Origin of the sequence: Prescottella sp. D32 (assembly GCF_037287305.1) — a bacterium.
GTDB lineage: Bacteria > Actinomycetota > Actinomycetes > Mycobacteriales > Mycobacteriaceae > Prescottella > Prescottella equi.
In genome coordinates, this window is sequence record NZ_JARBSW010000001.1 from 1573197 (window position 1) to 1595507 (window position 22311).

The following is a 22311-nucleotide window of genomic DNA, read 5'->3' on the forward strand; positions in this document are numbered from 1 at the left end:
GTTCGAAAGATGCGTCTTCCCCTCCGCGTCTTCCTGTACGCGCAGGCGTGTGTCCTGCGGGAAGGTGACAGTTGGATGGGTTGGGGCCACGGTCCGCCGACGTGGGCGGAGATGGAACGGGTGCTGTCGGGGCGCCCGCGGCACGAGTCGCAGTTCCCGGGCGACGGCGGCGACAGCCCGGCGTGGTCCCGCAAGCGCGGCGCCTACCTGGCCGACGGTGCGGTTCGCCCGGTCGGTGCCACCGTTCCGTACGCCGAGCTGCACACCCACTCGGCCTTCAGCTTCCTCGACGGTGCCAGCCCGCCCGAGGAACTCGTCGAGGAAGCCGTGCGGCTCGGGCTGGACGCGATCGCGCTCACCGACCACGACGGCATGTACGGCGTGGTCCGGTTCGCCGAGGCCGCGAAGGAGCTGGGCATGCGGACGGTGTTCGGGGCCGAACTGTCCCTCGACGCCACCCCGCGCACCGGCACCCCCGACCCCGGCGGCACGCATCTTCTGGTGCTGGCTCGCGGGCAGGAAGGGTACCGGCGGCTGTCGCGGCAGATTGCGGCCGCGCACCTGGCCGGTGGGGAGAAGGGCAAGCCCCGCTACGACTACGACGCGCTCACGGAGGCGGCGGGCGGGCACTGGCAGATCCTCACCGGGTGCCGCAAGGGGCACGTGCGCAGTGCACTCGCCGCAGGCGGGCCCGACGCCGCCGAAGCTGCGCTGCGCGACCTCGTCGACCGGTTCGGGGCCGATCGGGTCACCGTCGAACTCACCCATCGCGGCCTGCCGGAGGACGACGAGATCAACGCGGCGCTCGCGGAAATCGCCACGCGACAACAGCTTCCCGTGATCGCGTCGACTGCGGCGCACTTCGCCGGTCCACCCCGACGACGGCTGGCGATGGCGATGGCCGCCGTGCGGGCCAGGCAGAGCCTGGACGAGGCGGCGGGCTGGCTCGCGCCCACCGGCGGTGCGCACCTGCGGTCCGGGGCCGAGATGGCGCGGCTGTTCGCGCAGTGCCCCGAGGCGGTGGCGGGCGCCGCCGCGCTGGGGCTCGAGTGCGCGTTCGATCTGCGGCTCATCGCGCCGAAACTCCCGCCGTTCGACGTCCCGGACGGGCACACGGAAGCGAGCTGGCTGCGCGAGCTGACCATGCAGGGGGCACGCCGGCGGTACGGGCCACCGTCGGCGAACCCGGCCGCATACGCGCAGATCGAACACGAACTCGACATCATCGAACGGCTGACCTTTCCCGGCTACTTCCTCGTGGTCCACGACATCGTCTCGTTCTGCAAGGACAACGACATCCTCTGTCAGGGAAGGGGTTCGGCCGCCAACTCGGCGGTCTGCTACGCGATCGGCATCACCAACGTCGACCCGGTGCGCAACAAGCTGTTGTTCGAACGGTTCCTCTCGCCCGAGCGGGACGGCCCGCCCGACATCGACGTCGACATCGAATCCGATCGCCGCGAGGAGGCCATCCAGCACGTCTACACCAAGTACGGCCGCGAGTACGCCGCGCAGGTCGCCAACGTCATCACCTACCGCGGCAAGTCGTCGGTGCGGGACATGGCCCGGGCGCTCGGCTTCTCGCAGGGCCAGCAGGACGCGTGGAGCAAGCAGGTCAGCCGGTGGACCGGCGTCGGCCAGGAGACCGACACCGACATCCCGCCGGCCGTGCTGGAGCTGGCCGCGCAGATCGAGGGCTTTCCCCGGCACCTCGGCATCCACTCCGGCGGCATGGTGATCTGCGACCGGCCCATCGCCGACGTGTGCCCGGTGGAATGGGCGCGCATGGAGAACCGCAGCGTTCTGCAGTGGGACAAGGACGACTGCGCCGCAGTGGGATTGGTGAAGTTCGACCTGCTCGGCCTCGGCATGCTCTCGGCGCTGCACTACATGATCGACCTGGTCGCCGAACACAAGGGGATCGAGGTGGACCTGGCGCAGCTCGACCTGTCCGAGCAGGCGGTCTACGAGATGCTGCAACGCGCCGACTCGGTGGGGGTGTTCCAGGTGGAGTCGCGAGCCCAGATGGCGACACTGCCGCGCCTGAAGCCTCGCAACTTCTACGACCTCGTCGTCGAGGTCGCGCTCATCCGGCCCGGGCCGATCCAGGGCGGTTCGGTGCATCCGTACATCCGGCGTCGCAACGGTCGCGAGCCCGTCGTCTACGACCATCCGTGTCTCGAGAAGGCGCTGGCGCGCACGTTGGGGGTGCCGCTGTTCCAGGAGCAGCTCATGCAGATGGCTGTCGACGCGGCCGGTTTCAGCGCCGCCGAAGCCGACCAGTTGCGGCGCGCGATGGGCTCCAAGCGGTCGCCCGAGAAGATGGAACGCCTGCGCGGACGGCTCTACGACGGCATGCGGGAGTTGCACGGCATCACCGGCGACGTCGCCGACCGGATCTACGAGAAGCTGCACGCGTTCGCGAACTTCGGCTTCCCCGAGAGTCATTCGCAGTCCTTCGCATCGCTCGTCTTCTACTCGTCGTGGTTCAAGCTGCACCACCCGGCGGCGTTCTGTGCGGGCCTGCTGCGTGCGCAGCCGATGGGCTTCTACTCGCCGCAATCCCTCGTCGCCGACGCCCGCCGGCACGGGGTGCGAGTGCACGGGGCCGACGTCAACGCGAGTCTCGCGCACGCCACTCTCGAAGCATGCGGCACCGAGGTGCGGCTGGGGTTGGGAGAGGTACGCGGCATCGGTGACGCGCTCGCCGAACGTATCGTCGCGGCCCGGGCGGAGGACGGGCCGTTCCGGTCGATCCTGGATCTGACCGGTCGGATCGACCTGACCACGGGGCAGGTCGAGTCCCTCGCGACGGCCGGAGCGTTGAGCTGCTTCGGGCTGTCCCGGCGCGAGGCGCTGTGGGCGGCCGGCGCCGCGGCGGGGGAGCGCCCGGACCGGTTGCCGGGGATGGGGGCGTCCACCCGTGCGCCGGCCCTGCCGGGTATGAGCGACCTCGAACTCGCCGCCGCCGACGTCTGGGCGACGGGCGTCTCACCCGACAGCTATCCGACGGAGTTCCTGCGCCCGCAACTCGACGCGCTGGGAGTGCTGCCGGCGTCGCGGCTGCTCGACGTCCCGGACGGGGACCGGGTGCTGGTCGGGGGAGCGGTGACCCACCGGCAACGGCCCGCCACCGCGGCCGGGGTGACCTTCGTCAACCTCGAGGACGAGACCGGAATGGTCAACGTCGTGTGTTCGGTTGGGCTGTGGGCGAGGTATCGCAAACTCGCCACCAGCGCCCCGGCGTTGCTGGTGCGGGGGAAGGTGCAGAACGCGGAGGGTGCGGTGACCGTGGTCGCGGACCATCTGCAGCTGATGGACCTGCGGATGGCGAGTAGGTCGCGGGACTTCCGCTGAGAGCAGCTTCACACCCTCTCGGATACCCCCTGGGGTATAGTCGGTCGCAACATCGAGGAGGTAGATCGTGAAGGTTGTCATCGTCGGAGGTGTCGCCGGCGGAATGTCCGCGGCCACCCGCATGCGTCGTCTGGACGAGTCGGCGGAGATCGTCGTCTTCGAGCGCGGCGCGCACGTGTCGTTCGCGAACTGCGGTCTGCCCTACTACGCCGGTGGCGTCATCGAGGACCGCGACGAACTGCTGTTGCAGACGCCCGAGAGTCTCGGAGCCCGTTTCCGCCTCGACGTCCGCGTCCGCAGTGAGGTCGCCGCGATCGATCCCGACGCCCGCACCGTCACCGTCCACGACCTCGCGTCGGGAGACACCTACGTCGAGAGCTACGACGAACTGGTGCTGAGCACCGGTGCGAGTCCCATCGTGCCGCCGCTGCCCGGCGTCGAACGCGCACTGATCCTGCGCGACGTCGAGGACGTCGACCGGCTGGTGGAACAGATCGAGTCGGCGCAGACGTCCGGGGCGCCCAGCGCCGTCATCGTCGGTGCCGGTTTCATCGGCGTCGAACTGGCCGAGAACCTGCGCCACCGCGATCTCGCGGTCACCGTCGTCGAACTCGCCGACCAGGTGCTGGCGCCGCTCGACCCCGAGATGGCGGCACCCGTCGCCGACCGGATGCGCGAGAACGGCGTGCGCCTCGAACTCGGCACCCAGCTGACCTCGATCGGGGCGACCACCGCCGAACTGGCGGACGGACGCACGCTCCCGGCGGACATCGTCGTCATGGCGATCGGTGTCCGGCCCGAGAACACGCTCGCGAAGATGGCGGGCGCGGAGCTGGCGGAGCGCGGCGGCGTGGTGGTCGACGACCGGATGCGCACCTCGGTCCCGCATATCTTCGCCGTCGGCGACGCCGTCGAGAAGCGTGACGCGGTGGGCGGCGGCGTCGCGATGATCCCGCTCGCCAACCCGGCGAACCGACAGGGTCGTCTCGTGGCCGACGTCATCGCCGGCCGTCCGGTGCGGGCCACGTCGTCGTCCGGTACCGCGGTCGTCGGAGTGTTCGGGCTGATCGTCGCCGCGACCGGCTGGAACGAGAAGCGGCTTCGCGCGGCGGGTCGTCCCTACCGGGCGATTCACACCCATCCGCAGTCGCACGCCGGGTACTACCCGGGTGCGCAGCAGATGGCGATCAAGCTGCTCGTCGACCCCGAGACGGACGCCATCCTCGGCGCCCAGGCCGTGGGCGGCGAGGGCGTGGACAAGCGCATCGACATCATCGCCACCGCGATGGCCGGTGGGCTGACCGCGTCGGACCTGGCCGACTTGGAACTGGCGTATGCGCCGCAGTTCGGTTCGGCCAAGGATCCGGTGAACATGCTCGGCTACATCGCCGACAACCTGCGCACCGACTCCACCCGCACGGTCCAGTGGCACGAACTCGATACGCTGGTCGCCGGTGGCGCGTCGCTCGTCGACGTCCGCACCGCCGACGAGTTCGCGGCCGGCGCCGTCCCGGGCGCCGTCAACGTCCCGCTCGACGAGCTCAGGGACCGGGTCGGCGAACTGCCGGCCGGCGACCTGATCGTGCACTGCCAGGTGGGCCAGCGCGGCCACACCGCGGTGCGCCTGCTCGCCGGGTTGGGCCGACCCGCGGCCAACCTCGACGGCGGCTACAAGACGTGGGACGCAGGGCAGCGCGCGAAGGCGCCGGCCGGCGTCTCGTGAACCCTGAACACTCGGAAGGAACCTTCTATGCGCGAGATCGACGTGAACGAACTCGAAGCGGTGCTGGCCACCGGCGCCCCGCTCGTCGACGTCCGTGAGGCGGACGAGTACGCCGAGGCGCGGGTGCCCGGCGCGGCCTCGATCCCGCTGAGCGAGTTCGTTGCGCGCGTCGACGAGGTTCCGGCCGACGGCACTGTCTACGTCATCTGCGCGGCCGGCGGCCGCAGCGCCCAGGCCGCGCAGTACCTCGAGGCCCGCGGTGTCGACGCCGTCAACGTCGTCGGCGGCACCATGGCGTGGCTGCAGTCCGGCCGCGCCGTCGAGTCCGGCAGCTAGCTCCACCCGAACCCGGTCGAAACCGAGTGGTTCTCGACCGGGTTCTCTTTAGCCCTCACATATACCCCCACCCGTATTTCCGTCCCTCGCGTTTCGCGCACTTATCGCGCGAATTCCACCCGTGAAAGCGCGATAAGTGCGCAAAACGCGGGACGGAACGAGACACCCACAACACCGAAAGGCATCTCCCATGACCACCACCGGACAGCGGCAGGACTCCCCGCCGCCATCCACCGAGTCCGTCGGCGGCCCACTCGCCCGGCTCGGTGCCGCGATGGCCGACAACTTCAAATGGGTGATCACCGCGTGGCTCGTGCTGGTCGTCGCCCTCGGCGCCGCGGCGCCCTCGGTGTTCAGCTCGCTGGCCGGTGCCGGCTGGCAGGCCAACGGCTCCGAGTCGGTGCAGGTGCGCGAGCTCGCACAGGAGCACTTCGGCGGCAACGCGTCGTCGGCGATCCAGGTCGTCGTCCACTCCGACGAGAAGCCGCTCGACGACCCCGCGGTGCAGCAGGTGCTCGGCGAGGCGACGTCGGTGCTGCAGGCCGACGCCCGCATCGGCGAGGTGATCCCGCCGCAGCCCGGCATGACGATCAGCCCCGACGGGCACACCGGCATCCTCGTCGCCGGCGCGAACGCGAACACCGACGACATGGTGCGCGCGGTCGACGACCTCGGCGGCGACCTGAAGGCGCTCTCGGGCGACGGCATCGACGTCTACCCGACCGGCGCGTCGGCACTGTGGAGCGACTTCAACAAGGCCAACCACGACGCCATGATCAAGGCCGAGATGATGTCGTGGCCGGTAACGCTCGGCATCATGGTCCTCGCGTTCGGCTCGCTCGTCGCCGCGGGTCTGCCGCTGCTGCTGACCCTCGCGGGTCTGGTCGCGTCCGCCGGCGGCCTGGTGCTGCTCAACGAGATCACTCCGATCTCCGTGTGGGCCATGAACTTCGCGATGATGTTCGCGCTCGCGCTCGGCATCGACTACGCGCTGTTCCTCGTCGTCCGCTTCCGGGACGCGTTGCGCAAGAACGCGAACGCGCGCCTGGCGGTCGCCGAGACGATGGACACCGCCGGCAAGGCCGTCCTGCTCTCGGGACTGACGGTGCTGGTGAGTCTGTCCGCCGTGCTGCTCGTCCCCGCGCCCGCGGTCCGGACGATGGCGGTCGGCATCATGCTCGCGGTCGTGTTCGTTCTCGCGGCGACGCTGACGCTGCTGCCCGCCGTGCTCGCGAAGCTGGGCCGCAAGGTCAACGCCGGCTCGCTGCCGTACGCCAAGAAGCAGCAGACCGAGACCGACGGCTCGCCGCTGTTCACCAAGTGGGGCAAGCTGCTCGACCGGCACCCGCTGCCGTTCGCGGTCGGTGCCGTCGCGATCCTGATCGGACTCGCGATCCCGGTGCTGGGCCTCAAGGTCGCGATGCCGTCCATCCAGGTGGTCCCCGAGGACGCCGCCGTGCGTCAGGGATACGAACTGGTGCAGGAGCAGATGGGTGTCGGCGCGCCGGGCGCGCTGCAGATCGTGGTCCCCGAGGCCGACGCGCCCGCTGCCGCCCAGGCCGCGGCAACCGTCGACGGTGTGGCCGCGGTGACGCCCGCGATGCCGGCGTCGGACGGGTCCGGTCTGGTGATGATGCAGGCGCTGCCGACGGTCGATCCGTCGGATCCCGCGCTCGGCGGAACGCTCGACACACTGCGTGGCGAACTGCCCGACAGCGCCCTGGTCGGCGGTGCGCCGGCGGAGAACCTGGACCTGCAGACGGCGTTGAACGATTACCTGCCGATCGTCATCGGCGTGATCCTGGTGCTGGGCTTCCTGCTGCTGCTGGTCGCCCTGCAGGCCCCGCTGGTCTCACTGATCGGCACGGTCGTGAGCCTGCTGTCGACAGCTGCGGCGTTCGGTGCATCGAAGCTGATCTTCCAGGACGGGCACCTGTCCGACCTGCTCGGCTTCACCCCGCAGGGCTTCCTCGACGGCTGGGGGCCGGTGTTCTTCTTCGCGATGATCTTCGCGATCGCGATGGACTACACGGTGTTCCTGCTGTCGACGGTCAAGGAGCAGTACGAGAAGACCGGTAGCGCGCGGGGTGCCCAGATCTCGGGCATGGCGCATTCCGGACGGGTCATCTTCGCGGCCGCGGCCGTCATGGTGGGCGTGTTCTTCAGCTTCGCGCTCGCCGAGCCGCTGCCGCCGAAGGAGATGGGCATCCTGCTGGGCATCGCCGTCCTGCTCGACGCCGTGCTGATCCGCCTGATCCTGCTGCCGGCGCTGCTGCGGCTGACCGGGAACGCGGCCTGGTGGTCGCCGAACTGGCTGCGCAAGGCGCTGCCGAACATCAAGTTCTCGCACGGGTGATCCCGACACCGGATCCGGCTGATGACAGTGGTCACAGCCGGATCCGGCGGGATACCCCTGTGGGTAATCTGGAAGGGAAACGAGGAGGTCTCATGACCGGAGACGAAGAGAGCATCGCCCAGGTGCTCAACCGCCTGCGCCGCGCGCAGGGACAGCTGGCCGGAGTCATTTCGATGATCGAGAACGGCCGCGAGTGCAAGGACGTCGTCACGCAGTTGGCGGCGGTGTCCCGCGCGCTCGACCGGGCCGGCTTCAAGATCGTCGCGACCGGGCTGCGCGAATGCCTGTCCGGTGACGGCAAGGCGTCCGAACCGCTCACCGAGGCCGAACTCGAGAAGCTGTTCCTGGCCCTGGCCTGACGACACCCCTCCTGAAATCGACCCCGAGGAGTCCGTGATGGAACTGGGAATCTCGACCCGACTGAACACCGAGTTCGACGACGCCATCGCCAGGACGCGGGCGGCGTTGCAGGAGCAGGGTTTCGGTGTGCTCACCGAGATCGACATGCAGGCGACGCTGAAGGCGAAGATCGGCGCCGAGATGGAGCGGTACGTCATTCTCGGCGCGTGCAATCCGCAGCTCGCCCACCGTGCGGTCGGGGTGGACCGGCAGATCGGTCTGCTGCTGCCGTGCAACGTCGTGGTCCGTTCCGACGGCGACGGCGTGATCGTCGAGGCGATGAACCCGGCGCTCATGGTCGCGGTGACCGAGGAGCCCGGGCTCGAGGAGGTTGCCGCCGAGGCGACGACCCGCCTGCAGGCCGCGATCGACGCGCTGACCTGACGGTCGATCCGGCTCAGGCCGGAGCCGGTAGCGCCCTGGTTCGAACCCGGTGTGCGGTGTGCACGGCCACCACACACCAGGCGAGGACCAGGGCGCACAGCAGTCCGGCCGACAGCAGTCGCGGGATCTCGAAGTCGCCCGCGACACCGAACGCTCCCATCCCCACGGCACACGCGCCGACCGGGAAGATGAAGCTCCACCAGCTCATGGTGAACGTGAGACCCGAACGGAAGGCGCGCGCCGTGAGGACGCCGACCGCGGCGAGGACGACGATCATGACCGTCCCCATCAGCAGGCCGTAACCCAGGCCGAACAGGTGCAGTGCATTCGCGGTGTCGTGTCCGACGGCGTGTGCGGCCGCGGTTCCCAGGTTGTTGGCGGCCGCGATCGACTGCCCGACGATGCCGAGCGGGATCCACATGGTCGGCAACGCCTGGAGCGGCGGCAGGCCGCCGTCGCGGAACTCGGCCGCGAGCAGCGCGACGATGAACAGCGCGAACACCAGCGCGAGCGTGAACAGCGCATAGCAGCCTGCCAGCATCGCGACCCGCGGCCCGCCCTCGGGCAGATGGGTCACCAGGGCGGCGCCGGTCGCGGCCGACACCATGGGCGGCACCACCGGCATCAGCCACGCAGGGACCGCGGTGCCGCGATCGGCGACGGCCCGCAACCGTCCCGCCATCACCGCGCTGGTCGCAAGGCCGCCGATGGTGCCGAGCGCCCACAGTGTCCCGGCTATACCGAACGCGAGCCCGGCCGGGATCACCGTCGAGCCGACTGCCGCGGTGCCGGCACCGACGGTGAGCACGGCCATCGGCAGCGCGCCGTAGAACGGGAACATCGTGGAGCTGCGTGCGTACTCGCGGGCATGCTCGGTGTGCCGGATCCAGTGCACCGCGAAAGCGGTCACGAGCACCGCGAGCAGGGTCACCGCGAGAAGCCAGAACGTCATGGCGATCCCGCGTCGGCCCGGCAGATTCACCGGGAGCGACGACGTGGCGACGGCGATGATGCCGGTGCCCATGACCACGGCGAACCAGTTGGGTGTCAGATGTGCCAGACGCGGAGCGGTAAGCATGAAACCAAGGTTGCCGTTCCGACGTTGTTGCCGGTAGAAGGCTTGGAGTGGAAGGGATACAAACTCCGTTTGTGGGTCTAGCCTTGGGGGTATGCCGCTTTCGAACCGTGTTCCCGAACTCGCCGCGCTGGACGTGCTGGTCGCGGTGGGCAGGCTCGGGAGCATGGGCGCGGCCGGACGCGAACACGGACTCAGCCAGCAGGCCGTCAGTGCGCGCGTGCGCTCCGCGGAGCGTCAGCTCGGGCTGCGGGTGTTCGATCGCGGCGCCGGCGGTGTCCAGCCCACCGCCGAGGGTGCGCTGATCCTCGAATGGGCGTCGGCGATCCTCGACTCCGCCGAGGAGATGGCGTCGGGCGTCGCCGCCCTGCGCGGCGAACGGGACGCGAACCTGACCGTCGCCGCCAGCATGACGATCGCCGAATACCTCGTTCCGGGCTGGACCGTCGCGATGCGGCGCAAGTACCCGAACGTCGTCACCTCGGTGCGCCTGCTCAACTCCACCGACGTGGCGGCCCAGGTGCGGGCGGGCGAGGCGGACCTCGGATTCGTCGAGGGCCCGACGGCCCCCGACGGTCTGCGCGCGGTCGAGGTGGCGCACGACGAACTGGTCGTGATCGTCCCGCCCGACCACAAGTGGATCGCGCGGGCCCCGATCGACCCCAGTGAGCTCGCGGCCACGCCGCTGATCCAGCGCGAGCCCGGCTCCGGCACCCGGACGACGCTCGAACACGCGGTCCCCGGCTGCGTCGACCCACTGCTCGAACTCACGTCGTGCACCGCCGTCAAGGCTGCGGTCGTCGCGGGCAACGCCCCGGCCGTCGTCTCGTCGCTCGCGGTCGAAGCCGACCTCCACGACGGACGGCTCGCGTCGGTTCCGGTGCAGGGCCTGCGCATGCCGCGACGGCTGCTCGCGGTGTGGGACGGATCTCGCGGGTTGCGCGGCGCGGCCCGCGATTTCCTCGACATCGCCTGCGGTCGCAGCTGAGCGTCGGTCGAGCGTTCGCCGTCAGATGCCCATCGCGCGGGCCATCAGCGGCCACGACTGGTGCAGGTCGTCCTGCCAGTACCCCCACGAATGGGTGCCGGTCGGATTGAAGTCGAACGTCGCCGGGATGTTCAGGGCGCGAAGGCGATCGGCGAGAGTGCGGGTGCAGGCGTTGGTCGCGGCCTCGATCGCACCGCCCACGACGACCTGACGGGCGAACAGGACCGGATCCCCGTCGACACCGGGTGCACCCAGATGGTCGTGCGGCCCCGGTAGACCCGAGCCGGACGAGACGAACAGTTCGGTCCCACGGAGCTTCTCCGCGTTGCGAACAGGGTCGTTGGCCAGCCGTGCCGGGCTCCCCGGCGGCCCCCACATGTTCACCGGATCGCCCCCGCCCGCCGACCGGACCACCAGGTCCACGAAGGCCGATCCCATCGGGGTGCTCGTCTCGGCGCACCCACTGTAGGACCCGACGGCCCTGTACAGGCCGGGCGCTGCGATCGCCAGGTTGAGGACGGACGTCGCCGTCATGGAGATGGCGGCGATCGAATTGGTGCCGTTCCCGCCGAACTCGGCGTCGATGATCGGCGGCAGTTCACGGGTCAGGAACGTCTGCCACTTGTTACGGCCGAGGACCGGATCGTCGCGTTCCCAGTCGGTGTAGTAGCTGGCGGTGCCGCCCATCGGGGTCACGACGTTGACGTGCTTGTCCGCGAAGAACTCCGTGACGTCCGTGTTGGCCTGCCAGGTCGCGCCGGTCTCACCGCCGCCCGCGCCGTTGAGCAGGTACAGCGTCGGGCGCGGTCGCGACGTGTCGGCCGGTAGCAGTACCCGGACGGGGACGACGCGGTCCATCGACTCCGAGTAGACGTGTGCGGTGCGCACGCGTGCGTCGGTGCTGTCGCCGTCGATTCCGGTGAGGTGGGACAGCGGTTGTGCTCCGGCGACGGCGGCATTGCTCAGGGTCGTGATCAGCAGCGCTGCGAGAGACAGCGCCGAGGCGGCGAACACGTTTCGCGCGCGGCGAAGTGCTCCGTTTCGCATGGGTGGTGGTCCTTCGATGGTTCCGAGGGGGTGGACCCGACATACCCGAAACGCTGCGTAACGTGCAATTCCCCTGATACATCCGGTTTTCGAGGGCACTGTATCGCGTCGCCCGGCCCGGATGGGGCAGATCGGATATTCGTGCCGCGGGCGATGTCCCTGTCCGTGCAGTCAGTTGACGATCAGCACGCCGACCAACGCGATCGCGGCCACCCATACCGTCGACATCGCGGCCAGCGCGAGGGGGCGCGGTCCCACCTTCCTGATGGTGGCGATGTGCACGCCGGTGCCGAGTGCGAACATCGCGGCGGTCAACAGGGCGGTCTGCACGACCTTGGCGACGGAGAGCACGCCGTCGGGAAGCACTCCGGTCGAGCGCAGCGCGGCGCACGCGAGGAACGCGACCACGAACAGCGGTACCAGCGGCGGCCGGGTCCCGGCCGTCGTGCCGTCGGACCGGCGGCGCTGCTGGAGACCGATCACGGCCATGACCGGAGCGAGCATCACCACCCGGGCGAGCTTCACGACGGCTGCGACGGCGAGGGCGCCGCCTCCGATGGCGCCGCCCGCCGCGATGACCTGTGCGACCTCGTGGATCGACCCGCCCGCCCACATGCCGGCCGTGGTCTCGTCCATGCCCAGCGCGCGGGAGAGCAGCGGAATCGTGGGGATCATCAGGGTGCCGAAGAGCACCACGAGCGCCACCGCGGTGAGGACTTCCTCCTCCTTGGCGTCGACGACCCCGTCGACCGCGGCGGTTGCGGCCGCACCGCAGATCGAGAACCCGCAGGCGATCAGGAGCCGCTGGGTCCAGGACAGTCCGAGCACGCTGCCCATCACCATCGTTCCGGTGATGCCGAGCGTGACGATCGCGACGACGACCGCGATCATGCCCCACCCGAGCCCGACGATGTCGCTGAGCATCAGCTGCAGACCGAGTAGCGCGATCCCCACCCGCAGGAGCTTCTTCGAGGAGAACGTGAGCCCGGGCCGGATCGTCGCCGGAAGCTGCACGGTGTTGGCGGCGACGGCGCCGAGCACGATCGCGATCAGCAGCGGGCTGACGGTCGGAAGCAGGCGCCCGACGCCCATCGCGACGGCCGTGGCCACGGCGGCGACCGCCACTCCCGGCATCAGCGAGGCCGCGGCGGCCCGGGCGCGGCCGGGTGCCTCGGGGGCGGTGGTCTGCTGCTCGACGCTACTGCTCATGGCTTCCAGATTCCGTCACTGAACGGTCGTTCGGTAGACGGCAAAACGGTATGGCGGCATATCGATCGGATATGTCAATAGTTCGGCGCATACAATCTGCGAATGCGTCGCCGCTGGCCCGACCTCGATGTCCTGGAACTGCTCGTGGGCGTCGACGACCACGGAAGTCTCAGCGCGGCAAGCAGAAACGCGGGAATGGCGCAGCCCAACGGGAGCCGCGCGATCAAACAGCTCGAGCGGCAACTCGGTATGCCGCTGCTGGATCGGCGCACCACCGGATCCACACTCACCCCGCAGGGCACCGTGGTCGTGCACTGGGCGCGCCGCCTGCTCGACGAGGCGCACCGACTTCTCGACGTCGCCGACGGGCTGAGAGCCGAACGTTCCGCGGAGCTGACGATCGGCGCCAGTATGACCGTCGCCGAACATCTGCTCCCCGGGTGGCTGGGTCGCTTCCGGGGGCTCGACGCCGACGTCACCATCCACCTCCAGGTGCTCAACTCCACCCAGGTGTTCGAGCGGCTCGAGTCGGGCGCCTGCGACGTCGGATTCGTGGAATCACCGACACTGCCGCGCAGCCTGCACAGTGTCACCGTCGCGCGGGACGAGCTGGTCGTCGTCGTGCATCCGGGGCACCCGTGGACGCGCCGGCGCAAGCCGATCACCGTCGCCGAGCTCGCGCAGACGCCGCTCGTGGTCCGCGAGCCCGGCTCCGGCACCCGCACCACCCTCGACGTCGCCCTGCAGGACCTGCCGCGCACGCCGCCGCTGCTCGAGCTCGGCAGCGCCGCGGCCATCCGCACCAGCATCATCGCGGGTGTCGGGCCGGCGGTGATGAGCACCCTCGCAGTGGCCGATCAGGTGGCCGCGGGGGAGTTGAAGGTGGTGGACGTCGACGGCCTGGTGCTCGAACGCAGCCTGCGTGCGGTGTGGCGCGGCCCCCGTCAGCTGTCCGGTCCCGCCGGTGACCTGGTGCGCATGGTGCGCCGCAGCGGCGCCCGCTAGACGCCCCCCGCGAAACCGTGCTGGCGCCAGGCCTCGTACGTGACGACCGCCGCCGCGTTCGACAGGTTCAGCGACCGTCGGCCCGGCACCATCGGGATCCGCACCTGCGCGGTGACGTGCGGGTCCTCGAGGACGTCCTGCGCCAGCCCGGTCGGCTCGGGGCCGAACAGCAGCACGTCCCCCGGCTGGTAGGCGAGGTCCGCGTACGACGTCGACGCGTGCGCGGTGAAGGCGAAGACCCGCTCGGGTCGGAGCGCGTCCCACGCCGCCTCGAGGTTCTCGTGCACCGTCACCGAGGCGAGGTCGTGGTAGTCGAGGCCTGCGCGCCGCAGCTTGGGCTCGGACAGGTCGAACCCGAGCGGGCCGACGAGGTGCAGTTCGCAGCCCGTCCCGGCGACCATGCGGATCGCGTTTCCCGTGTTGGGTGGGATACGGGGCTCGTGGAACATCACTCGGAACACGGCGTTCAGCTTGCCAGGTACGGGTCGCCGTCCGCCGAGCGGATCGCGCCGGTCGAAATTGTCGGTGGGCGGGGGCAGCATGGATTTCATGACCGGTGAAATCGTCGAGATCGTGGGGGAGGACTTCTCCGATGCCCGCGCGACCGGGGAGAAGTGGGTCCGGCAGCACTACACCGCGTGCTCGTTCCGCGACGCGGATCTCTCGGAACTCGACACCGAGTTCGTGGTCTTCACCGAGTGTGACTTCACCGGTGCCGACCTCACCGATTCGCACCACCACGGCAGCGCGTTCCGGTCGTGCATGTTTGCGCGGACCACCATGTGGCACAGCAGCTTCCGAAGTTGCAGCATGCTCGGTTCGGTCTTCGTCGAGTGTCAGATGCGGCCGCTGGTGGTCGAGGAGGTCGACTTCACGCTGGCGTCGATGGGCGGCGCGGACCTGCGGGGGCTGGACTTCACCGACTGTCGATTCCGCGAGGCCAACCTGGTGCAGGCAGATCTGCGCGGCGCCGTGCTGCGGTCGGTGAACCTGTCGGGCGCGCGGGTCGAGGCGATCCGGCTCGAGGGCGCCGACCTGCGCGGCGCTCACGTCGACCCCGGGCTGTGGACCGCCGCGAGCCTCGACAAGACCCGGGTCGAACTGACGCAGGCGGTCGCGTACGCGGTCGCGCACGGCCTGACCGTCGAACCGTGACGGCGCTGTCGGTCAGCGCACCAGTTCGCGTGCCAGCAGATCCATCAGGAGCCCGTCGCGCCACACCCCGTCTGCGCCCAGGCAGTACTCACGCATGATGCCGACCTCACGGAACCCCACCTTGCGGTAGCACGCGATCGCCGCCGCATTCGCGGACTCGGGGTCGATGACGATCCGGTGGAAGCCGAGATCGTCGACGAGGTGGCTGCACAGCCTCCGCACCACTTCGCTTCCCAGGCCCCGCCCGTGCACGGCGCCTTCGAGGAACAGATCCAGCCCGGCGTGCCGGAACTCCGGATCGGGCTCCTGGTACCACTGCGCGAATCCCACGACACGGTCGTCCACGACGACCGCGTATCCGACGGTGTCGGGGTCATCGGCCGGCCAGTCGTCGGCGGGTTCCTTCCACCATCGGCTCACCTCGGGAAGCCGATGGATCTCGCGCAGCCGTGCGTGGTGGGACGGCTGGACGGGGGTCAACAGGACACGTGGACCACGAAGATCCGGAGCCGGTGACATGCGGCGACCCTAGCCTGGAACAATGGTCGCCGTGACTGCAACGATCCTGGATGGCAAAGCAACCCGCGACGAGATTTTCGAGGACCTCGAGGCCAGGGTGGCAGCCCTGAAGGAGAAGGGCATCACGCCCGGACTGGGCACCATCCTCGTCGGCGACGACCCCGGTTCGGCCGCCTACGTGCGCGGCAAGCACAACGACTGCGCGAAGGTGGGCATCACCTCGATCCGTCGCGACCTGCCGGCCGACATCACGCAGGAAGAGCTCGAGGCCACGATCGACGAGCTCAACGCCAATCCCGAGTGCACCGGCTACATCGTGCAGCTCCCGCTACCGAAGCACCTCGACGAGAACGCCGCGCTCGAGCGCGTCGACCCCGACAAGGACGCCGACGGCCTGCACCCGGTGAACCTGGGGCGCCTGGTCCTGGGCAAGGAGGCGCCGCTGCCGTGCACCCCGCGCGGCATCGTGCACCTGCTGCGTCGCTACGAGGTTCCGATCGCCGGTGCCCACGTCGCCGTCGTCGGTCGTGGCGTCACCGTCGGTCGCCCGATCGGCCTGCTGCTCACCCGCCGCACCGAGAACGCGACGGTCACGCTGTGCCACACCGGAACCCGTGACCTGGCCGCGCAGGTGCGCCAGGCGGACATCGTGATCGCTGCCGCCGGCGTGCCCGGTCTGATCACCGCGGACATGGTCAAGCCGGGTGCCGCCGTGCTCGACGTGGGCGTCAGCCGCACCGCCGACGGACTGCGCGGTGACGTCGCCGACGACGTCCGCGAGGTCGCCGGCTTCGTGTCGCCGAACCCCGGTGGTGTCGGACCGCTCACGCGTGCCTTCCTGCTCACCAATGTCGTGGAGCGGGCCGAGCAGCTCGCCGGACAGTCCGACTAGGACCGGTCCGTGACGCAGTTCGCGCGCAGGAATTGGCCGTTGCTCGCCGTCGTCCTCGTGGTGGCGGCGGCCTTCGTGCTGGTCCTTGCCGACCGCTGGCGCCGGGGCGCCCTCGTTCTCGGGGGCGCCATGGTGCTCGCGGCTCTCCTGCGCGCGGCACTGTCGCCCGACCGGGTGGGGCTGCTCGCCGTGCGCGGCAAGGGATTCGATGTGGCGGCGATGGCGGTCGTCGGGGCCACGATCATCGCGCTGGCGGCGTCGATCGACCCCCTCGGGACCGACTGACGCGCCGCTCGGATCTGCGGGAGTTCGCGCTCAGCCCCGGCGGGCGGCGCGCGCCAGTTCCATCGTCTCCTTCAACAGTTCCGCTACGGCGTCCGCTTCGGTGAGGAAGCCGTCGTGGCCGTCCTTCGATTCCAGGACCCGCAGCCCGTCGCTGCCCGGCAGCCCGTCCGCGAGTTCCTGCTGCAGGCGTAGCGGATACAGCCGGTCGGAGTCGACGCCGCCGACGATCACGGGCACGTTCGTGGACGCGAGCGCCGCCGCGACACCGCCGCGTCCGCGGCCGATGTCGTGCCGGTTCATCGCTTCGGTCAGCAACACGTAGGTGGCGGGATCGAAGCGGGCAACCAGCTTGTCGGCCTGGTGGTCGAGATAGCTCTGGACCGCGTACCGGCCACCGTCCCAAGGATTCTCGTCGGCCTGGGCGTCGTTGGCGAAACGGGAGTCGAGTTCGGCCTCGGTGCGGTACGTCAGGTGCGCGATCCGGCGGGCGAGTCCCAGACCGGTGCGGGGAATCCGCCCGGTGCCGTGGTAGTCGCCGCCCTGCCAGTCGGGATCGCTCGTCACGGCGGCGATCTGGGTGGTCTGGGTGCCGATCTGGTCGGCGGTGGCGCGAGCACCGACCGCGAGGACCAGAGCCGAGTCGACCCGATCGGGATGCCCGACGATCCACTCGAGCGTCCGCATGCCGCCCATCGACCCGCCGATGACGGACGAGAAACGTTCGATGCCGAGCACGTCGGCGAGGGCGACCTCGGCAGCCACCTGATCGCGGATGGAGATCTCCGGGAAGCGCGACCCCCACACCGTGCCGTCCGCGGCAATCGAACCGGGTCCCGTCGTACCGCGGCAGCCGCCGAGCACGTTGGTGGCGATCACGCACCACTCGTTCGTGTCGATCGGGGCGCCCGGGCCGATCATGCCGTCCCACCAGCCGGGGGAGGGGTGCTCGTCGTCCGCGGGGCCCGTCACGTGCGAGTCGCCGGTCAGGGCATGCTCGACGAGGACCACATTGTCCCGGTCGGTCGCGAGCTCGCCCCACCGCTGGACGGCGAGCTCGACATCGGGAAGAACCACACCGCTCTCGAGTTCGATCGAGCCGACGTGGACAAAGCACAAGCGCCCGTCCGGCGGGGGGAACCCCGCCGGACGGGCGTTGCGAACGGAGCTGACGGTCAAGATGCCGCCGCCGCGAAACCGGCGTCGAGGTCGGCGAGGATGTCGTCGATGCCCTCGATGCCGACGGCGAGCCGGACCAGGCCGGGGGTGACACCCGACGCGAGCTGCTCCTCCGGGGTGAGCTGCGAGTGGGTGGTCGACGCCGGGTGGATCACCAGCGAGCGCACGTCACCGATGTTGGCGACGTGGCTGTGCAGGGTGAGCGCGTTGACGAACTTCTTGCCGGCCTCGACCCCACCGGCCAGCTCGAACGCGACGATCGCGCCGGTGCCGCGCGGGGCGATCGTCTTCGCCCGCTCGTGCCACGGCGACGACGGCAGCCCGGCGTACGAGACCGACGTGACCTCCGGTCGGGCTTCGAGGTACTCGGCGACGGCCTTGGCGTTGGCGACGTGGCGCTCCATCCGCAGGCTGAGCGTCTCGATGCCCTGCGAGATCAGGAACGCGTTGAAGGGCGAGACCGCGGAACCCAGGTCGCGCAGCAGCTGCACGCGGGCCTTGAGAGCGAACGCCGGCGCGCCGAGATCTGCGAAGACGACACCGTGGTAGCTCGGGTCGGCAGTCGTGAAGTTGGTGTGGCGGCCCTGTGTCCAGTCGAACTTTCCACCGTCGACGATCACACCGGCGACCGCGGTGCCGTGGCCGCCGAGGTACTTCGTGGCCGAGTGGACGACGATGTCGGCGCCGTGCTCGAGCGGACGGATCAGGTACGGGCTCGCGACGGTGTTGTCGACGATCAGCGGGATGCCGTTCTCGTGCGCCACCTTCGAGATCCCCGGGATGTCGAGGATGTCGTTGCGAGGGTTCGAGATCGACTCGCCGTAGAACGCCTTGGTGTTCGGGCGGATCGCGGCACGCCACTGCTCGATGTCGTCGGGATCCTCGACGAACGAGACCTCGATGCCCAGCTTGCGCAGCGAGTAGTGGAACAGGTTGTACGTGCCGCCGTACAGACGCGGGCTCGACACGATGTGGTCGCCGGCCTCGGCGAGGTTGAGGATCGCGAACGTCTCGGCGGCCTGCCCGGAGGCCAGCAGCAGAGCGGCGACGCCACCCTCGAGCGCGGCGATGCGCTGCTCGACGGCGTCCTGCGTCGGGTTCATGATGCGGGTGTAGATGTTGCCGGGCTCGGCCAGGCCGAACAGCGCTGCGGCATGGTCGGTGCTGTCGAACGTGTACGACGTGGTCTGGTAGATCGGCAACGCGCGGGCGTTGGTGGCGCCGTCGGGCGTCTGTCCCGCGTGGACCTGCTTGGTCTCGAAGCTCCAGTTCGCGGTCGGGTCGACAGCGGCGTCCGTGATTTCGGTCATGAGTCGTTCTACTCCAGGGTGTGAAGTCTGCAGATGGGGTTGGCGCAGCATCGACTGCGCGCCTGTGGACCGGCTACTCGTGACAACTACACATGAAGAACCTCCGGTGGGGCATGGCCCGGTCAGTGGGTCCGTCCCAGCGGACCCGCGCTTGTCTTCCGGCTCGAGTCGGAAGACCAGGTCATCACCCGGGGCACCCCACCGCGGTTGGAGGGTTGCCGGCCAGCGAGCCGGGGCTTGACGCTGACACTCATGACCTGGCCGTGATCTTAACGGCAGAAACGGGCACACGGGAAGGAGGGGGCTGATCTTTCGACCCCAGGTGTGGAGAACCGGCAAAGTTACCGGTAGGTAGGGGTAGTGAGCCAGGGGGCATGGTTGCGCTCGGAAGCAATAGCAGTACGCTCGTCATGTTTGGGTCGTCCCTGCCGAGGGAGATCCGAACCGTCTACGTTTGATAATTGAACCGTTGGCGGGCCCACTCACAAAGTGGCCCGTGCACCCCCAGTACCCAGGGAACGGAACCAGGGACACTTCCTAGGAGGACGCGAAGCCCCCATGTCCAAGATCAAGGTCGAAGGCAAGGTCGTCGAACTCGACGGCGACGAGATGACGCGCATCATCTGGCAGTTCATCAAAGACAAGCTGATCCATCCCTACCTGGATGTCGATCTCGAGTACTACGACCTGGGGATCGAGCATCGCGATGCCACCGACGACCAGGTCACCATCGACGCCGCCGAAGCGATCAAGAAGCACGGCGTCGGCGTCAAGTGCGCCACGATCACCCCGGACGAGGCGCGGGTCGAGGAATTCGGCCTGAAGAAGATGTGGCGTTCCCCGAACGGCACCATCCGTAACATCCTGGGCGGCACGATCTTCCGCGCCCCCATCCTGATCTCGAACGTCCCGCGTCTGGTCCCCGGTTGGACCAAGCCGGTGATCGTCGGCCGTCACGCCTTCGGTGACCAGTACCGCGCCACCGACTTCAAGGCACCCGGCGCCGGCACCGTCACCATCACCTACACCCCGGACGACGGCTCCGAGCCGATCCAGCACGAGGTGTGCCGCCTGCCCGAGGACGGCGGTGTGGTCATGGGTATGTACAACTACAAGAAGTCCATCCAGGACTTCGCGCGGGCCTCGCTGTCCTACGGCCTGCAGCAGAACTACCCGGTGTACCTCTCCACCAAGAACACGATCCTCAAGGCCTACGACGGCATGTTCAAGGACGAGTTCCAGCGGATCTACGAGGACGAGTTCAAGGCCGAGTTCGACGCCGCCGGCCTGCACTACGAGCACCGTCTCATCGACGACATGGTCGCCTCGTCCCTCAAGTGGGAGGGTGGCTACGTCTGGGCCTGCAAGAACTACGACGGTGACGTCCAGTCCGACACCGTTGCGCAGGGCTACGGCTCGCTGGGTCTGATGACCTCCGTGCTGATGACCCCGGACGGCCGTACCGTCGAGGCGGAGGCCGCACACGGCACCGTCACGCGCCACTACCGTCAGCACCAGCAGGGCAAGCCGACGTCGACCAACCCGATCGCGTCGATCTTCGCGTGGACCCGGGGCCTCGAGCACCGCGGCAAGCTGGACAACACCCCGGAGCTGATCGAGTTCGCACAGCAGCTCGAGGACGTCGTCATCAAGACCGTCGAGAACGGTCAGATGACCAAGGACCTCGCACTGCTGGTCGGCCCGGACCAGGCCTGGCAGACCACCGAGGAGTTCCTCGCGACCCTCGACGAGAACCTGCAGAAGGCGCGCGCGTAATCGCGTAACCCTCGCCGAAACGGGACGTTCCCCTCGTGGGAACGTCCCGTTTCCATTTCCTCACTACCGTCGGACGTCTTGTTCCACGTGCCCGGAAGGTATCTCTCTTGACCGTCTCGGCCACCGTTCCCGCGCCGTCAGGCAGCCCCGTCCCGGCTGCCCGACGCCGCCGCGCGATGTTCGCCCTCGCGATGGGCGGCTTCGGCATCGGCACCACCGAGTTCGCCGCGATGGGCCTGTTGCCGCAGATCGCCGGCGGCCTGAAAATCTCCGAGTCCACTGCCGGACACGTCATCACCGCGTACGCGCTCGGCGTCGTCGTGGGCGCGCCGGTCATCGCCGCCCTGACTGCGAGGGTTCCGCGCAAGACCCTGCTGATCGCGCTGATGGTCGCGTTCACCGTCGGCAACGCCGCCACGATCGTCGCGCCCAGCTACGGCGGACTGCTGGTGGCGCGCTTCGTCGCGGGACTCCCGCACGGCGCCTACTTCGGCGTCGCGTCGCTGGTCGCCGCGTACCTCGCCGGACCGGGGCACCGTGCGAAGGCTGTCGCGATGGTCATGAGCGGCCTCGCGGTTGCCAACGTCGCCGGGGTGCCGGCGGCCACCTGGATCGGGCAGGGGCTCGGCTGGCGCAGCGCGTTCGCCGTCGTCGCCCTGATCGGCGCGCTCACCGTCGCGGCGATCGCGCTCCGGGTACCACCCCTGCACGACGTGCGCACCACCGACCCGCGGACCGAACTGTCCGCCCTCCGGCGCGGACAGGTGTGGCTCACCCTCGTCGTCGCCACCGTGGGCTTCGGCGGCATGTTCGCGGTGTACACGTACGTCGGCTGGACCATGACCGACGTCGCCGGACTCCCGGTGACGCTGGTGCCCGTCGCGCTCATGGTCTACGGGCTCGGCATGGTGGCCGGCAACATCCTCGGCGGCCGCCTCGCCGACCGGGCGCTCACCCCCGGACTCTTCGCGATGCTCGCTGCCCTGGTGGGGCTCCTGGCGCTCTTCGCGGTCGCGGCGCACAATCCCTTCACCGCGATGCTCGTGCTGTTCCTCGTCGCCTCCGCCGGTTCGGCGCTCGTGCCCGGCCTGCAGACCCGGCTGATGGACGTGGCCGCCGATGCGCAGACCCTCGCGGCCGCCCTCAACCACTCCGCGCTCAACGTCGCGAACGCGTTCGGCGCATGGATTGGTGGGGTCGTCATCGCGGCGGGCCTCGGCTACACCGCTCCCGCTCTGGTCGGGTCGGCGCTCGCGCTCGCCGGTCTGGCAGTCCTGGCCGTCGCGGTGGTGACGGCGCGTCGGTGACGTCCGATACGG

20 protein-coding genes and 1 riboswitch are annotated in these 22311 nt (G+C 69.5%); of the genes, 13 read left to right on the forward strand and 7 right to left on the reverse strand.

Going from position 1 to position 22311, the window contains the following annotated elements:
* Positions 1-75 precede the first annotated feature (75 nt).
* From PSS76_RS07215 to PSS76_RS07240, 6 genes are all read left to right on the forward strand, one after another.
* Positions 76-3357: an error-prone DNA polymerase gene (locus PSS76_RS07215; protein WP_013416827.1), complete on the forward strand. Its 3282-nt coding sequence runs from the start codon at positions 76-78 to the stop codon at positions 3355-3357.
* A 64-nt stretch (positions 3358-3421) separates the two neighbouring features.
* Positions 3422-5080, forward strand: a complete 1659-nt coding sequence (locus tag PSS76_RS07220) for an FAD-dependent oxidoreductase (RefSeq protein ID WP_337456144.1) — start codon at positions 3422-3424, stop codon at positions 5078-5080.
* 27 nt (positions 5081-5107) lie between these two features.
* Positions 5108-5416, forward strand: a complete 309-nt coding sequence (locus PSS76_RS07225) for a rhodanese-like domain-containing protein (RefSeq protein WP_005518531.1) — start codon at positions 5108-5110, stop codon at positions 5414-5416.
* 190 nt (positions 5417-5606) lie between these two features.
* Positions 5607-7772 (forward strand): MMPL family transporter, encoded by a 2166-nt coding sequence (locus PSS76_RS07230; protein ID WP_005518534.1) that lies wholly within the window; start codon positions 5607-5609, stop codon positions 7770-7772.
* Between the two features lie 92 nt (positions 7773-7864).
* The gene (locus tag PSS76_RS07235) at positions 7865-8131 is read left to right on the forward strand and encodes a metal-sensitive transcriptional regulator (RefSeq protein WP_005518536.1); all 267 of its coding nucleotides are present in this window, start codon (positions 7865-7867) and stop codon (positions 8129-8131) included.
* Positions 8132-8168: 37 nt separating this feature from the next.
* Positions 8169-8555, forward strand: a complete 387-nt coding sequence (locus PSS76_RS07240) for a DUF302 domain-containing protein (protein ID WP_041674389.1) — start codon at positions 8169-8171, stop codon at positions 8553-8555.
* 13 nt (positions 8556-8568) lie between these two features.
* Here the strand turns inward: PSS76_RS07240 and PSS76_RS07245 are convergent, their stop codons facing one another.
* Positions 8569-9633: a TDT family transporter gene (locus tag PSS76_RS07245; protein ID WP_337456074.1), complete on the reverse strand. Its 1065-nt coding sequence runs from the start codon at positions 9631-9633 to the stop codon at positions 8569-8571.
* Positions 9634-9724: 91 nt separating this feature from the next.
* Between PSS76_RS07245 and PSS76_RS07250 the strand changes: the two genes are divergently transcribed.
* Positions 9725-10618, forward strand: coding sequence for a LysR family transcriptional regulator (locus PSS76_RS07250; RefSeq protein WP_005518540.1), 894 nt, complete (start codon positions 9725-9727; stop codon positions 10616-10618).
* Positions 10619-10639: 21 nt separating this feature from the next.
* Here PSS76_RS07250 and PSS76_RS07255 read toward each other — a convergent pair whose 3' ends face one another.
* The gene (locus PSS76_RS07255; protein ID WP_084846247.1) at positions 10640-11665 is read right to left on the reverse strand and encodes an alpha/beta hydrolase; all 1026 of its coding nucleotides are present in this window, start codon (positions 11663-11665) and stop codon (positions 10640-10642) included.
* Positions 11666-11836: 171 nt separating this feature from the next.
* Positions 11837-12874: a YeiH family protein gene (locus PSS76_RS07260; protein WP_064057779.1), complete on the reverse strand. Its 1038-nt coding sequence runs from the start codon at positions 12872-12874 to the stop codon at positions 11837-11839.
* 102 nt (positions 12875-12976) lie between these two features.
* On the opposite strand from PSS76_RS07260, the gene PSS76_RS07265 reads away from it, so the two are divergent.
* Entirely contained in the window at positions 12977-13879 is a 903-nt protein-coding gene (locus tag PSS76_RS07265) for a LysR family transcriptional regulator (protein WP_337456075.1), read from the forward strand.
* Here the strand turns inward: PSS76_RS07265 and PSS76_RS07270 are convergent.
* Positions 13876-14340 (reverse strand): tRNA (cytidine(34)-2'-O)-methyltransferase, encoded by a 465-nt coding sequence (locus tag PSS76_RS07270; protein WP_022597236.1) that lies wholly within the window; start codon positions 14338-14340, stop codon positions 13876-13878. The two genes, PSS76_RS07265 and PSS76_RS07270, sit on opposite strands and share 4 nt — an antisense overlap.
* Before the next feature lie 79 nt (positions 14341-14419).
* On the opposite strand from PSS76_RS07270, the gene PSS76_RS07275 reads away from it, so the two are divergent.
* The gene (locus tag PSS76_RS07275) at positions 14420-15034 is read left to right on the forward strand and encodes a pentapeptide repeat-containing protein (protein ID WP_337456076.1); all 615 of its coding nucleotides are present in this window, start codon (positions 14420-14422) and stop codon (positions 15032-15034) included.
* A 12-nt stretch (positions 15035-15046) separates the two neighbouring features.
* Here PSS76_RS07275 and PSS76_RS07280 read toward each other — a convergent pair whose 3' ends face one another.
* Positions 15047-15553 carry a GNAT family N-acetyltransferase gene (locus tag PSS76_RS07280; protein WP_337456077.1) on the reverse strand — a complete coding sequence of 169 codons (507 nt, stop codon included), beginning with the start codon at positions 15551-15553 and terminating at the stop codon, positions 15047-15049.
* A 31-nt stretch (positions 15554-15584) separates the two neighbouring features.
* Here PSS76_RS07280 and PSS76_RS07285 point away from each other — a divergent pair, with 31 nt between their 5' ends.
* Complete coding sequence (locus tag PSS76_RS07285) at positions 15585-16445, forward strand: bifunctional methylenetetrahydrofolate dehydrogenase/methenyltetrahydrofolate cyclohydrolase (protein ID WP_022597230.1); 861 nt, start codon at positions 15585-15587, stop codon at positions 16443-16445.
* A 9-nt stretch (positions 16446-16454) separates the two neighbouring features.
* Positions 16455-16730, forward strand: coding sequence for a DUF3017 domain-containing protein (locus tag PSS76_RS07290; protein WP_005518549.1), 276 nt, complete (start codon positions 16455-16457; stop codon positions 16728-16730).
* Positions 16731-16760: 30 nt separating this feature from the next.
* On the opposite strand, the gene metX is transcribed toward PSS76_RS07290, so the two are convergent.
* Together metX and PSS76_RS07300 are read right to left on the reverse strand one after the other, a co-directional pair.
* Complete coding sequence (gene metX, locus PSS76_RS07295; RefSeq protein WP_041674382.1) at positions 16761-17906, reverse strand: homoserine O-acetyltransferase MetX; 1146 nt, start codon at positions 17904-17906, stop codon at positions 16761-16763.
* Positions 17903-19216 carry a bifunctional o-acetylhomoserine/o-acetylserine sulfhydrylase gene (locus PSS76_RS07300; protein WP_005518552.1) on the reverse strand — a complete coding sequence of 438 codons (1314 nt, stop codon included), beginning with the start codon at positions 19214-19216 and terminating at the stop codon, positions 17903-17905. The genes metX and PSS76_RS07300 overlap by 4 nt, the downstream gene beginning before the upstream one ends.
* Before the next feature lie 142 nt (positions 19217-19358).
* A riboswitch (SAM riboswitch) is annotated at positions 19359-19474 on the reverse strand.
* Between the two features lie 300 nt (positions 19475-19774).
* Between PSS76_RS07300 and PSS76_RS07305 the strand changes: the two genes are divergently transcribed.
* Together PSS76_RS07305 and PSS76_RS07310 are read left to right on the forward strand one after the other, a co-directional pair.
* The gene (locus PSS76_RS07305) at positions 19775-20992 is read left to right on the forward strand and encodes an NADP-dependent isocitrate dehydrogenase (protein WP_005518554.1); all 1218 of its coding nucleotides are present in this window, start codon (positions 19775-19777) and stop codon (positions 20990-20992) included.
* Between the two features lie 107 nt (positions 20993-21099).
* Positions 21100-22299: an MFS transporter gene (locus PSS76_RS07310; RefSeq protein WP_069856652.1), complete on the forward strand. Its 1200-nt coding sequence runs from the start codon at positions 21100-21102 to the stop codon at positions 22297-22299.
* Positions 22300-22311 lie beyond the last annotated feature (12 nt).